10 protein-coding genes are annotated in these 11,693 nt (G+C 68.4%); 3 read left to right on the top strand and 7 right to left on the bottom strand.

What is annotated here, in order from left to right; genetic code table 11:
• Positions 1 to 33: 33 nt before the first annotated feature.
• From rsmA to lptF, 7 genes are all read right to left on the bottom strand, one after another.
• Entirely contained in the window at positions 34 to 870 is an 837-nt protein-coding gene (gene rsmA / locus FHY55_RS09005) for a 16S rRNA (adenine(1518)-N(6)/adenine(1519)-N(6))-dimethyltransferase RsmA (RefSeq protein WP_140013872.1), read from the bottom strand.
• Positions 857 to 1,870 carry a 4-hydroxythreonine-4-phosphate dehydrogenase PdxA gene (gene pdxA, locus FHY55_RS09010; RefSeq protein WP_140013873.1) on the bottom strand — a complete coding sequence of 338 codons (1,014 nt, stop codon included), beginning with the start codon at positions 1,868 to 1,870 and terminating at the stop codon, positions 857 to 859. Before pdxA ends, rsmA begins: the two co-directional genes overlap by 14 nt.
• Complete coding sequence (locus FHY55_RS09015; protein ID WP_140013874.1) at positions 1,848 to 3,215, bottom strand: peptidylprolyl isomerase; 1,368 nt, start codon at positions 3,213 to 3,215, stop codon at positions 1,848 to 1,850. The genes pdxA and FHY55_RS09015 overlap by 23 nt, the downstream gene beginning before the upstream one ends.
• 95 nt (positions 3,216 to 3,310) lie before the next feature.
• Positions 3,311 to 3,691 (bottom strand): DUF6794 domain-containing protein, encoded by a 381-nt coding sequence (locus tag FHY55_RS09020; protein ID WP_140013875.1) that lies wholly within the window; start codon positions 3,689 to 3,691, stop codon positions 3,311 to 3,313.
• Between the two features lie 4 nt (positions 3,692 to 3,695).
• Positions 3,696 to 5,843, bottom strand: coding sequence for an LPS-assembly protein LptD (locus FHY55_RS09025; protein ID WP_168222962.1), 2,148 nt, complete (start codon positions 5,841 to 5,843; stop codon positions 3,696 to 3,698).
• On the bottom strand, positions 5,843 to 6,952 hold the full coding sequence (lptG, locus tag FHY55_RS09030) for an LPS export ABC transporter permease LptG (protein ID WP_140013877.1): 1,110 nt from the start codon (positions 6,950 to 6,952) through the stop codon (positions 5,843 to 5,845). Before lptG ends, FHY55_RS09025 begins: the two co-directional genes overlap by 1 nt.
• Positions 6,953 to 7,004: 52 nt before the next feature.
• A complete protein-coding gene (gene lptF / locus FHY55_RS09035) occupies positions 7,005 to 8,135 on the bottom strand; it encodes an LPS export ABC transporter permease LptF (RefSeq protein WP_140013878.1) in 1,131 nt (376 codons plus the stop codon).
• A 94-nt stretch (positions 8,136 to 8,229) separates the two neighbouring features.
• Between lptF and FHY55_RS09040 the strand changes: the two genes are divergently transcribed.
• The 3 genes from FHY55_RS09040 (at position 8,230) to FHY55_RS09050 (ending at position 11,549) form a co-directional block, all read left to right on the top strand.
• Positions 8,230 to 9,540, top strand: coding sequence for an FAD-dependent oxidoreductase (locus FHY55_RS09040; protein WP_254695463.1), 1,311 nt, complete (start codon positions 8,230 to 8,232; stop codon positions 9,538 to 9,540).
• Positions 9,541 to 9,617: 77 nt separating this feature from the next.
• Entirely contained in the window at positions 9,618 to 11,078 is a 1,461-nt protein-coding gene (locus tag FHY55_RS09045) for a leucyl aminopeptidase (protein WP_140013879.1), read from the top strand.
• 6 nt (positions 11,079 to 11,084) lie between these two features.
• The gene (locus FHY55_RS09050) at positions 11,085 to 11,549 is read left to right on the top strand and encodes a DNA polymerase III subunit chi (protein WP_140013880.1); all 465 of its coding nucleotides are present in this window, start codon (positions 11,085 to 11,087) and stop codon (positions 11,547 to 11,549) included.
• Positions 11,550 to 11,693 lie beyond the last annotated feature (144 nt).

Raw genomic sequence — 11,693 nt, forward strand, 5'->3', positions numbered from 1 at the left:
TCGGGGCGCGTTTTGCGTTTTGGGGGGCTGCCGTTAGCTCAGGGCGCGGGCGAGGGCGGCGAAACCGCTGATCGGGACGGTTTCTGCGCGGTCGGTGGGCTTGATGCCTGCCTCTTCGAGCTTGGCCTCGATCTGCGGGTGCATTCCCTTGAGCGCGGCGCGCAGCATCTTGCGGCGCTGGTTGAAGGCCTTGGCCACCACGCGTTCCATCATCACCGGATCGGCGGGGAAGGCGGGCGCGGGGCGGGGTGTGAGGTGGACCACGGCGGAGGAGACCTTTGGCGGTGGCGTGAAGGCCTCGGGCGGCAGCGACAGGGCGATGCGGGCCTCGGCCTTCCATTGAGCCAGCACGGCGAGGCGGCCATAGGCCTTGCCGCCGGGCTGGGCAACGATGCGCTCGGCCACCTCACGCTGGAACATCAGCGTGAGGCTTTGCCAGTAGGGCGGCCATTGCGGCGGTGTCAGCCACCTAATCAGCAGTTCGGTGCCGACGTTGTAGGGCAGGTTGGCGACCACGTGGATGGGGCCGGTCAGGTGGGCGGTGGCGTCGATTTCGAGCGCGTCGCCTTCCAGTACGGTGAGTTTGCCCGGGTAGGCCTCGGCGATTTCGGCCAGCGCGGGGAGGCAGCGGGCGTCTTTTTCGATGGCCAGCACGCGGCGGGCGCCGTTGGCCAGCAGGCCGCGTGTGAGGCCGCCGGGGCCGGGGCCGACCTCCAGCACATCGGCGCCCGAGAGGTCACCGGGGATGCGGGCGATGCGGGAGGTGAGGTTGAGGTCGAGCAGGAAATTCTGGCCGAGCGACTTTTTGGCCGCGAGCCCGTGGGTCGCGATCACATCACGCAGGGGAGGGAGGCCGTCAATCTGGGCCATGTGCGCCTCGGGCGATGGCCATGTCGCGCGCCATTTCGAGCGCGGCGCAGAGGGAGGCGGGCGTGGCGATGCCTTGGCCGGCGATATCGTAGGCGGTGCCGTGATCGGGGGAGGTGCGGGTGAAGGGCAGGCCGAAGGTGACGTTGACGGCGCTGTCAAAGGCCAGCGTCTTGGCCGGGATCAGGGCCTGATCGTGATACATGCACACTGCCGCGTCATAGCGGGCGCGGGCGGCGGCGTGAAACATGGTGTCGGCGGGCAGGGGGCCGGTAAGGGCGAGGCCCTCGGCGCGGAGATCGTCGAGCGTGGCGGTGATCCAGCGCAGCTCTTCGGTGCCGATCTTGCCGCCTTCACCCGCGTGCGGGTTGAGGCCAGCCACGGCGATGCGGGGCGCGGAGAGGCCGAAATCGCGGGTCAGACCGGCGGCGGTGATGCGGATGGTTTCGCTGAGCAGCTCGGGGGTTAGCGCGGTGGGCACCTGCGCCAGCGGAATGTGGATGGTGGCGGGCACCACGCGCAGCGCGGGCGAGGCCAGCATCATCACCGGGGTCGGCCCGCCGCCTGCGAGATGGGCCAGAAACTCGGTATGGCCGGGAAAGGCGAAGGCGGCCCCCTCGATCAGTGCCAGCTTGGAGATCGGGCAGGTGGTGAGGGCGGCGGCGGCCCCGGAGCGCACTTCGGCCACGGCTCGCTCGATGGCGGCGATGGTGCCGGGGGCATCTGCCGGATCAGGCTGGCCGGGCTGGCTCTCACCGGCGAAGTCGATTTCGATCAGTGGCAGGGCGTCTGCGGCCACGCTGGCGGCTTCGGCGGCGCTGGTGACGGGCGCAACGGGCAGATGGGCCGGCAGGTGGCGACGGCTGCCGATATAGGCGAAGGGCAGGCGTGCGCGATAGCGTTGCCAGGCCTTTACCGCGATTTCGGGGCCGATGCCTGCCGGGTCGCCGCAGGACAGTGCGATGGGGCGCGGGGCGCCCTCAGGGATAGGTGATGATGGCATTGGCCTTCAGCTCGGCGAGGTAGCCTGCGGCGTAGCCCGCAACGATCTGGTTGACCAGCCGTTCGCGCACCGCACGGCGATTGACCTCGGACACGCCGGGCACGGTGCCTTCAGGCTCGCTGGCCTCGGCCGTGGCCGCATCGGGGGCGGGCTCGACCGGGGCGGCGACGTTGCCGGTGCGCAGGGTGGGCGTGGGGCTGTCATCTTCAAGCGTGGCCGCGCTGCGGGCGCAGAGCATGAGGAAAACCAGCGCATTGCCGGAGGTCAGCGCGGTGGAGCTTTCGCCCGCGTCGAGCTTGGCCAGCTCCAGTGCGATGTCACGGGGCACATCATCGGCGGCGCGGGTTTCACGGGTGAGGCGCTGGGGCGGGAGGCCCTTGGCCACGGCGTAGAGATCATCGCAGGTGTCGACGCGGGCGCGAATCCGGGCGGCCTCTGTCAGGGTTTCTTCGGTGCGGCCACCGGGGATGAGGAAGCGGGCATATTCCAGCGCTGTCGTCTCATCGCCCGGTTCGTCGGTGTCGATCAGGCGGCGCAGCTGGAAGATGGCGATGGCGTTGGGGATTGGAAACGGATCTGTGGTTTCGCCCGGTGCCAACGTGAGGAAGGCCTGCGCGATGGGCCCGGGCAGGTTGCCGATGGGCACCGGCTCGGGGATGCGGCCGCCGCGTGCGCGGGAGGGGGAGGCCGAGAAGCGCCGTGCGGAGGAGGAGAAGGCCGCCTCGGACATGGAGGTGCCGCCAAGCTCGGCAGCGCGGCGCTCGGCCTGCGCCGCCGCCGCGGGGGTGTTGGCGGGCAGGATGATTTCGGCGAAGTCCACCTTCACACCACCGCCGCGGCGGGAGGTTGTGGAGATGGCGCGCTGGATATCGCTTTCGGTGACTTGGGCCTGCGCCCGTTGGGCAAAGCGCTGTGCCACGACCTGACGCCAGAGCAGGCCGGCGGCGGCGAAATCGCGGAAACTCTCACGGGCCACGCCAGCGCCGGCGAGAGCCTGCAGGAACTCTTCGCGGGTGAGGTTGGCGCGGCTGGCAAATTCGGCCTCGCCCTCGATGATTTCTTCCTCGCTCAGGGCAAGATCCATTTCTTCGGCGGCGATGAAGCGCAGGCGGTCTTCGATGAGGGCTTCGATGGCCTGCTCTTCGAGGTCTCCGGCGGTGCGGAAGAGCTTGAGCATGATCATCCGTTGCTGGACTTCGAAGTTGGTCACCGCCTTGCCGTTGATCGTGACCACCGGTTTGAACAGCTCGGTCGTGGCGACCTGTGCGGTGGCGGGGAGGCCGATAAGCACCAGCAGAGCGGCCAGAGCGGACCGCAACAGGAGGGTGAAACGCGAAGTGATCATGGGTGCCTGCAAGCTGTTCTGGTCATTGTTGGTGACTTATCGCAAAGGCGCGGGGGTTTGTCATCCCCGGTTGCGCGGGCGTGAAGGGGCCGGGCTCAGGGCTGGAGGCTGAGCCAGAGGGCGCGGATGATGGCCATGGAGGCCTCGTCGGGGTGGGGGAGTGCCGCGCCGGTGCAATCGCGGGCCAGCGCGATGTTGCCCAGCCAGAGGCCGAAGCTGTTGCGGATATGGGTGCCGTAGCCGTGGTGGAGCAGGGGCAGGTTTTGCTCGGGCATGGCGGCAAGGCGGCGGCGCTCTTCGGCGGGCAGCTCGAAGGTGAGGCGGGCCACGGCCTCGGCGCAGGTTGCGGGCCAGTTCGCCACCTCGTCCCGCTCGGCCTGCGCGGGGGCGGGCAGGAGCAGGGCCGCGAGGGTGGCCAGCGCAACGCAGATGCGCCGGGCGTGGCGGGGCCCGGTGGGATGCATGAGGTGGCCCATGGCTTCAGCCCCTGCAACCACGTGCGAGGTGGCGCTGTGACGCGCGGCCTGCGCCGAAGCCGGAGAGCGACACCTGAAGGCCGATGTCGGTGGTCGGGTCGATGGCGGTGGAGGAAGTGAAGCGGCGCGAGACCGTAAGATCGACCTCCACACATTCGTTGCGCCATTCGACGCCGAAGGTGGCCTCGGCGGCGCGGTCCTGCTCGACGTCATAGCGCCAGTCGAGCGAGAGCAGCCAGTTGTCATCCACCTGCCATGCGGTGTCGAGGGTGATCTCGTTCACGTCGAGGGGGCGGTTCTCGAGCGTGTTGGCTTCCATCCAGATGTAGGAGCCCGCCATCGAGAGGCTATCGGAGGACCAGGCGGCGCGCAGCTCGTTCTTAGAGAAAGAGAAGTTGTCATCAAAGAGGGCGCGGTTGGTGAGGGTCAGCCGGTTGGGCAGCTGGAGTTGCACCGCTGCGAGCCAGTCGGATTTGGTGCCTTCCAGCCCGGGGTAGCCGGTGAACTGGCCAAGGTCTTCGGAGCGGATGATCCGCCCGAGGGTGACGCCGAGGGTCCAGCCGCTGGAATCGAAACGGGTCCAGCGCAGGCCGAGGTTGGTGCGCAACCCGCGCTCGTAGACATCGCCGCCGGGGAAGCGGTCGAGCGAGAAGAGGTTGCCTTCGTCGAACTCGAGCAGGGTGCTTTCATCGTTGGGCAGGTCGGTGTCGCTTTCGCCAGTCCATGCCAGTTGCACGATGGGCTCGAGGATGTGGGTGGCCCGGGCGCCGCGGCGGATGAAGGGCCAGCGCAGCTCGACGGCGGCCTGGGGTGTGACTTCGAAGACCGAGTCGGAATAGCCCGCGTCATCGGCCACATCGGTGAAGTCGAAATTCAGCGCCCCGAGCGCCCCGATCATGATGCCGTTATCCAGCAGCCAATCGCGCCGCCAGTCGAGCCGGGCGGAGGCGCGGGTGACATCGCGGCCATCGACGATGAGATCGCTATCGGCGCTGTCGATATCCAGATCGGAGCGGCGGTAGTGGTGGTGCAGATCGAAGGCGAAGCCCGCGGAGCCGCCGAGCCAGCCCGGCGTGAAGCGGTTTTCGTAGTGCAGGTCGGCGGTGATGGTGGGCTGGGTCTGGTTGCTTTCGCTGTCGCGCAGCGAGCGGTAGGCGGTGATATTGGCGCGGAAGTTCTGGTCGCGCCGGGTGCGGGCGATCTCGACAGCGCTGTCGAGCCGGTCCTTGTCGGAATAGCCGTAGTCGAGCAGGTAGCCGGTGTCGGAGACGGTCTCGACGTCGAAGGAGAGGGTGTAGCCGCGCCCGATGTCGAACTGGCCTTGGGTGAAGAGGTAGCTGCGCAGCTCGCCTTCGCGGATGTCATCCTCGGAGACCGCGCCTTCAAACGAGAGCGTGCCGGCGCGGAAGGCGCGGCGGAAGCGATATTCCAGCGTGCGGGTGGAATTGGTGGAGACGTAGGGTGTGAGGGTGAGGTCAGCGTGGGGGCCGAGAGTGATGAAATAGGGGATCTTCACCCCGAAGCCGAGCGCATCGGTGGAGCGGAAGGTGGGGGCCAGAAAGCCTGTGGAGCGCTTCAGCGTGGGGTCGGGCAGGCGCAGGCGGGGCAGATACATGATCGGCACGCCGGCCACCTCGAAGCGCGCGCCATCGAAGTAGAGCTGCCGTTCCTGCTCGTCGTGGATGATCCGCTTGGCGCGGATCTGCCAGAGCGGCACCGGGCGCTTGCCGCAGACCTGACAGGTTGAGGCGACGGTTTTGTAGAGCTGGGTGTAGCGGCCGTTGACCCGGTTGATCTCGACGGCGGCAAGCTGGAGCTGCTGGTTGAGCACCATGCGGGCGGAGCGCAGGAGGCCGTTCTTCAGGTCGGTCGAGAGCGCGGCGTCGGAGGCGAGGATCACCGTATCCGCGCCGTCGTTGAGGGTGATGGGCCCGTCGATCACCAGCATATTGGTGCTTTGGTCATAGACGATACGTCCGGCGGTCATCCGGGTGTCGCCCTGGATCACCTCGACGTTGCCGGTGGCGATCAGCCTGTCATTTCCGGCAATCTCCACCCGGTCAGCCAGCAGCACCGCCTCTTCGGACTGCTGGGCACTGGCGGGGCCGATGAGCAGGGCGAAGAGGCCTAGCGTGGCGAGGAGCCGCAGCATCAGCCGTCCTCCAGGTGCAAGAGCAGGGCGAGTGAGGCGAGGATGCCCGCGACGGGGGGCGTCCATGCGGCCATGGTCACGGGGATCTGGCCGTTCTCGCCGAGGATCTGGGCGAAGTTGCGGATGAAGTAGAGCGCGAGGCCGAGCATCAGCGCCAGCAGCACCATCAGCCCGGTCTTGCCGAACCGCGTATGCCGCATGGTGAAGCCCGCCCCCACAAGCACCATGGCCATCAGGAACAGCGGCAGGGCCAGCTCCATCTGCATCCACACCTTATGCAGACGGGCCGAGAACCCGGCGCCTTCGAGGTTGGCGATGAAGCCGGGCAGCTCCCAGATCGGGATGGCCGAGGGGGTGCCGAAGCTGTCGCGGATCTGGTCGAGGGTGAGGGCGGAGGGCAGCTCCATCTCCACCGCGCGGGAGGAGGCGGCCTCTGGGTTGGGCACGCCGACCAGCGGCCAGACCTTGGCGTTTTCCAGCACCCAGCGGCCCGGCTCCAGCCGCGCTGCTGCCGCTTCGATGCGCTGAACCGGCCCCTGCACCTCGGCCCCTGCGGGCGCGAAGCTGAGGAAGGTCACGCCTTCGAAGGTGGTGCCGTCGAGATTGGCGCGTGCCGCGCGGATCACCGTTTGGCCCTCTGGCCCGCCCTGACGCAGCCAGAGCCCTTCGCCCGAGATTGAAAGCACCGAGCCGCCGCCCGATGACAGGTCGGCTGCCTTTTGCTCGTAGCGCACCTGCGTGGCGGCGACGATGGGGTTCATCACCGCGATCCCCAGCCCGCCGAGCAGCAGCGCCACCACCACCGGAGAGACCAGCGCCCGGAGCGCCGAGCGCCCGGCGGCGCGGGTCACCACCAGCTCGGAGCTGCGGGCCAGCCCGAGGAAGAGCACCAGCGTGGCCAGCAGCACGATCAGCGGCAGGATGCGGTAGAGCGTTTGCGGCACGGAGAGCAGCGAGAGCTCCAGCGCGCCGCCAAAGCTGATGCCGGTATCGGAGAAGCGCCGCAGTTGATCGACGATATCGAGCAGGGTCAGCAGCAGGCCGAAGACCGCGAAGACGCCGAACAGGGCGAGGGCAAATTTTCGGGCGAAGTAGAAGTGGAGCTTCATGGGTGAAGCCTCCGCGCGGCAGGGGCCAGCGCCATGTGGCAGCAGCGGCGGGTCATGCGGGGGCCTCCGCCTTGCGCCGCCGGGTGAACATGAAGGGCCGGTCAGCATACCACAGCAGCGCCGCGGTGATCGCCAGCCCCACCGCCACCGGCAGGTAGACCACCGGCCAGAGCGCGGCATCCTTGCGCGCGGCCCCTGCGGCCACCGTCTCCAACACCTGCACCACGATCAGCAGCCCCACCGCCACGAGAATCTGTCGCCAGACCCCGAAGCGGGAGAATCCGCCGGTGATCAGCGTGGCAAAGCCGATCAGGGCCGCCACCAGCGCCGTAAACGGCTGCGCGATGCGCAGGTTGCCCTCATAGGTAAACTCGGCCCGGGTGCGCCCGGTGATCTCCAGCGCCTCCTCTGTGGGAGAGAACAGCGCCGCCGTCGGGTAGTGGCGGATATCGGTGCGGGCGTAGGCGGAGGAGGTGATGAGCGCGCCGATGTCGTAGGAAAAGTCGGAGAAGGCGGTGGTGAAGAGCCGCTCTGTCTCGGCCGAGAGGGTTTGCGCGGCGCCGTCGAACATCACCAGTTTCGGCCCGGTCTCCTGGCGCACGAGGAAGGCGCGGGCGGCGGTGTAGGTGGTGCGCTCGTCGGGGTTGCGGGCATCGGAGAGGAACACATCGCGCAGTTCGCCCTCGGGAGAGATCTCGCGGATGTAGAAGGTGATGCCGGAGGCGGGGTGCAGGAACTGGCCCTCGGTGAGGAAGCGGGCGGTGATGTTATTGGCGATTTCTGATTGCCGCTCGGCCAGTTGGCCGCGCGAGGCGGGCACCAGCACATGCACCAGAACCGCCATCAGCAGCGCCACGAAGAGCCCGAAGAACAGCACCGGCCGCGCCATCCGCCAGGACGAGAAGCCGGTGGCCTGGATGACCACCAGCTCGCTTTCCGAAGCCAGCCGGTTGGTGGCATAGACCGTGGCCACGAAGGCAGCCATCGGCAGCACGAGGCGGATCACGTTGGGCAGCGAGAGCGCGGTGAACTCCACGAACACGCCCGCCGACTGGCCGTCTGCGATGAGCTGGTCAAACAGGATCACCGCGCGGTTGACCCAATAGACCGAGACGAGCACGAGCGAGAAGAAGCCGAACAGCACCAGAAGTTGGGAGAGGATATAGCGGTCGTATCTCGGCACGCGGACTGCCCCGGCGGTGTTGTTCTGGTTGCCGCGAAATCTAGCGGATCGCGCGCGGGGTTGAAACAGGCAATGATGCCGGGGCAGGCTGGCTGTGCGGAAGCAATGCAAGCTGCGGAAGGTGGCCGGGATGGGCGAAGCGCCGGAGTACGACTGCGTCATCGCCGGCGGCGGGCCTGCCGGGATGATCGCGGGCCTGCTGTTTGCCCGCGCCGGCTGCCGGGTGCTTGTGCTGGAGAAGCATGGCGACTTCCTGCGCGACTTTCGCGGCGACACGGTGCACCCCTCCACCCTCGACATCTTCGGAGACCTTGGCCTGCTCGACAGCTTTCTTGCGCTGCCCCACAACCGCCTGCCGCGCCTTGGCGGGGTGTTTGGCGAGGAGCGGGTGGCGGTGGCGGATTTCTCCCGGCTGAAGGCACGCTGCCGGTTCATCGCGATGGTGCCGCAGTGGCACCTGCTGAATTTCATCGCGCGCACCGCCGCGCAGCTGCCCGGCTTCGAGTTGCGGATGAATGCAGAGGTGACCGGGCTGGTCGAGCAGGAACCGGGCGGCCCGGTGACTGGCGTGACGGTGCGGGAGGAGGGCACCGAGCGCCGCGTCACTGCGCGGCTGGTGATTGGGGCGGACGGGCGGCACAGCCGGGTGCGGCAGGCCGCTGGGCTGCCGATGAAGGAGGTGGGCGCGCCGATTGACGTGCTCTGGTTTTCGCTGCCTCGCCCGGGGGGCGACACGCGCGGGAGCGAACCCGAGCCGCTGTTGCGCAGCCGGGGCGGGCGCATCTTGGTGACCATCGACCGGGGTGACTACTTTCAATGTGCCTATGTCATCCGCAAGGGCGGGGCGGCGCAGGTGCGGGCGGAGGGGATCGAGGCCTTTCGCCGCAAGGTGGCCGAGACGGTGCCGGATTTTGCCGGGGTGGTGGACAGGCTGGAGGACATCGAGGCGCTCAAGCTGCTGACCGTGCGGATGGACCGGCTGACGAAATGGTCGCGCCCGGGATTGGTGATGATCGGTGACGGGGCGCATGCGATGTCGCCCGTGGGCGGGGTGGGCATTAACCTTGCGGTGCAGGATGCCGTGGCCGCCGCCAATCTGCTGGCCGGTCCGCTGGCGGAGGGGCGGCTGGAGGAGGTGGACCTTGAGGCCCTGCGCCGCCGCCGCGCCTGGCCAACACGCGCGACCCAGGCTTTGCAGGGGCTGATACAGAACCGGCTTCTTGGCCCGATCCTGGAGCGCGGTGACGGGCCCCGCGCGCGGCGCGACCGCGCTCCGATGGTGCTGCGGCTGGTTTCATCCCTGCCTTGGCTGCAACGCCGGGTGGGCGCGGTGGTGGGCCTTGGGCTGCGCCCGGAGCGGCCACTTTCGCCCGAACGCCACCGGCTGACACCCCCCGGAGGGTGACGCTTCGCCAGCCCCCCTTTTCCTTCGGGGCGGTTTCGCCCTAGCTATGTGCGGCACGCAACCAAAGGAGTCGCCCCATGACCGATCTGCCCCGCTTTACCCTGAAGGAAACAGATATCGACGCCATCGCAGGGGCTGAGGGCCGGGTGGTGGTGCTGGTGCCCGACAATGGCACGCTCGATGTGCCCGCCCGCCGGGTGAACCGGCTGACCCGGGGTGCGCTGAAGCGATTGGTGGAGAGCGAGGCCTGGGGCAAGGTGGAAGAGGGCGAAGCGACCGAGCTGACATGGCCTGCGGGCATGGAAGCCCAGGCGGTGCAGGTGGTGCGCCTGTCGCGCCGCCCGACGCTGGAGGCGGCCCGCAGGGCGGGTGCGGCCATTGGCAAGGCCGCCGGGGAGGGCCCGGTGCTGGTGCTGGCGGGCGCGGTCAAGCGCGCGGATGCGCTGCTGCTGGGGGCCTTGCTGGGGGCCTATGACTACGTGGAGATGACCTCGAAGGCGCCCAAGGCCCCGGTTGAGATCACCATGATGCTGGCAAAGCCTGAAGAGGTGGACGGCACCGAGGTGCAGGCGATGGCCGGGGGCGTGGCCTTTACCCGGGATCTCGTGAACGCGCCTGCCAATGTGCTGACCACCACCAGCTTTGCCGACCGGCTGAAGGCGCTGGAGGGCGATGGCCTGACGGTGGAGGTGCTGGAGGAAGACGAGCTGGAGAAGCTCGGCATGGGCTGCCTGCTGGGCGTGGGCGAGGGCTCGGAGAGCCCCTCCAAGGTCGTGGTGATGCAGTGGAATGGCGGCGGAGACGAACCGCCCTTGGCGCTGGTGGGCAAGGGCGTTGTCTTTGACACTGGCGGCATCAGCCTCAAGCCTGCGGGCGGCATGGAAGACATGACGATGGACATGGGCGGCGCCGGTGTTGTCAGCGGCGTGATGCAGCTGGTGAAAGAGCGCAAGGCCAAGGCCAACGTGGTGGGGCTCGTGGGCCTCGTGGAGAACATGCCCGACGGGCGCGCGCAACGGCCCGGTGACATTGTGACCAGCATGAAGGGCGACACGGTTGAGGTGATCAACACCGATGCCGAGGGCCGCCTCGTTCTGGCCGATGTGATGTGGTACGCGCAGGAGCGCTTCAAGCCCGCCGCGATGGTGGACTTGGCCACGCTGACGGGGGCGATCATTGTGGCGCTGGGGCATGAGAACGCGGGCGTCTTCTCCAACGACGACCGGTTTGCCGGGGCCTTCCTGAAGGCCGCCGAGGCCGAGGGCGAGGGCGCGTGGCGGATGCCGCTGGGCAAGGCCTATGCCAAGCTGCTTAAGAGCCGGAAGGCGGATGTGAAGAACGTGGGCACCCGCTGGGGCGGGTCGATCACGGCAGCCGAGTTTCTGCGCCGGTTCGTGAAGGAGGAGACCCCGTGGATTCACCTCGACATTGCCGGTGTCGCGCAGCCCGCCGAGGCCCCCGCGCTTGGGCCGAAAGGGGCCTCTGGCTGGGGTGTGCTGGCGCTCAACCGGCTGATTGCGGATAGCTATGAGGGGTAAGCCCTGATGGGCAAGGCCATGTTCTATCACCTGACCCAGCGCCCGCTGGAAGCCACCCTGCCGGTGCTGCTCGAGCGCTCGCTCGCCGCAGGCTGGCGGGTGGCCGTGCGGGGCCGGGACGAGGGGCGGATGGGCTGGCTGGACGAGGCCCTATGGAAGGGGCCGGATGAGCAGTTTTTGGCCCATGGCCGCGCGGGCGGGCCGCATGACGCGCTGCAGCCGGTGCTGCTGACCACGGGCGAGGAGATGCCCAATGGCGCGACCTGCCTGATGGCGGTGGATGGTGCCGGGGTGCAGCCTGATGAGGTGGCCACGCTGGAGCGGGTTTGCGTGCTGTTTGACGGGCATGACCCGGATGCGGTGCAGCACGCGCGGGGCCAGTGGAAGGCGCTCACCGGGGCGGGCGCGGTGGCCGAATACTGGTCGGAAGAGAGCGGGCGCTGGGAGAAGAAGGCCGAGAGCGGCGGGTAGCGGCTTTTCGGGGTGGCGGGACACGTCCCGCCCTAACCATGACGCGCGGGCGGGCAGTTTCGGCCAGGTTGGTGGCCGGGGGTGCCGAAGGCCCAGAAGAGATTTGGGCCTCCGGCAGGAGATATTTACAGCAAGAAAATGGGC

The organism is Oceanicola sp. D3, assembly GCF_006351965.1.
Lineage (GTDB): Bacteria > Pseudomonadota > Alphaproteobacteria > Rhodobacterales > Rhodobacteraceae > Vannielia.

Coding starts and splice junctions, on each gene's coding strand:
- rsmA (WP_140013872.1), bottom strand. CDS start 870: ATGGCCCAGATTGACGGCCTCCCTCCCCTGCGTGATGTGATCGCGACC.
- pdxA (WP_140013873.1), bottom strand. CDS start 1,870: ATGCCATCATCACCTATCCCTGAGGGCGCCCCGCGCCCCATCGCACTG.
- FHY55_RS09015 (WP_140013874.1), bottom strand. CDS start 3,215: ATGATCACTTCGCGTTTCACCCTCCTGTTGCGGTCCGCTCTGGCCGCT.
- FHY55_RS09020 (WP_140013875.1), bottom strand. CDS start 3,691: ATGGGCCACCTCATGCATCCCACCGGGCCCCGCCACGCCCGGCGCATC.
- FHY55_RS09025 (WP_168222962.1), bottom strand. CDS start 5,843: ATGCTGCGGCTCCTCGCCACGCTAGGCCTCTTCGCCCTGCTCATCGGC.
- lptG (WP_140013877.1), bottom strand. CDS start 6,952: ATGAAGCTCCACTTCTACTTCGCCCGAAAATTTGCCCTCGCCCTGTTC.
- FHY55_RS09045 (WP_140013879.1), top strand. CDS start 9,618: ATGACCGATCTGCCCCGCTTTACCCTGAAGGAAACAGATATCGACGCC.
- FHY55_RS09050 (WP_140013880.1), top strand. CDS start 11,085: ATGGGCAAGGCCATGTTCTATCACCTGACCCAGCGCCCGCTGGAAGCC.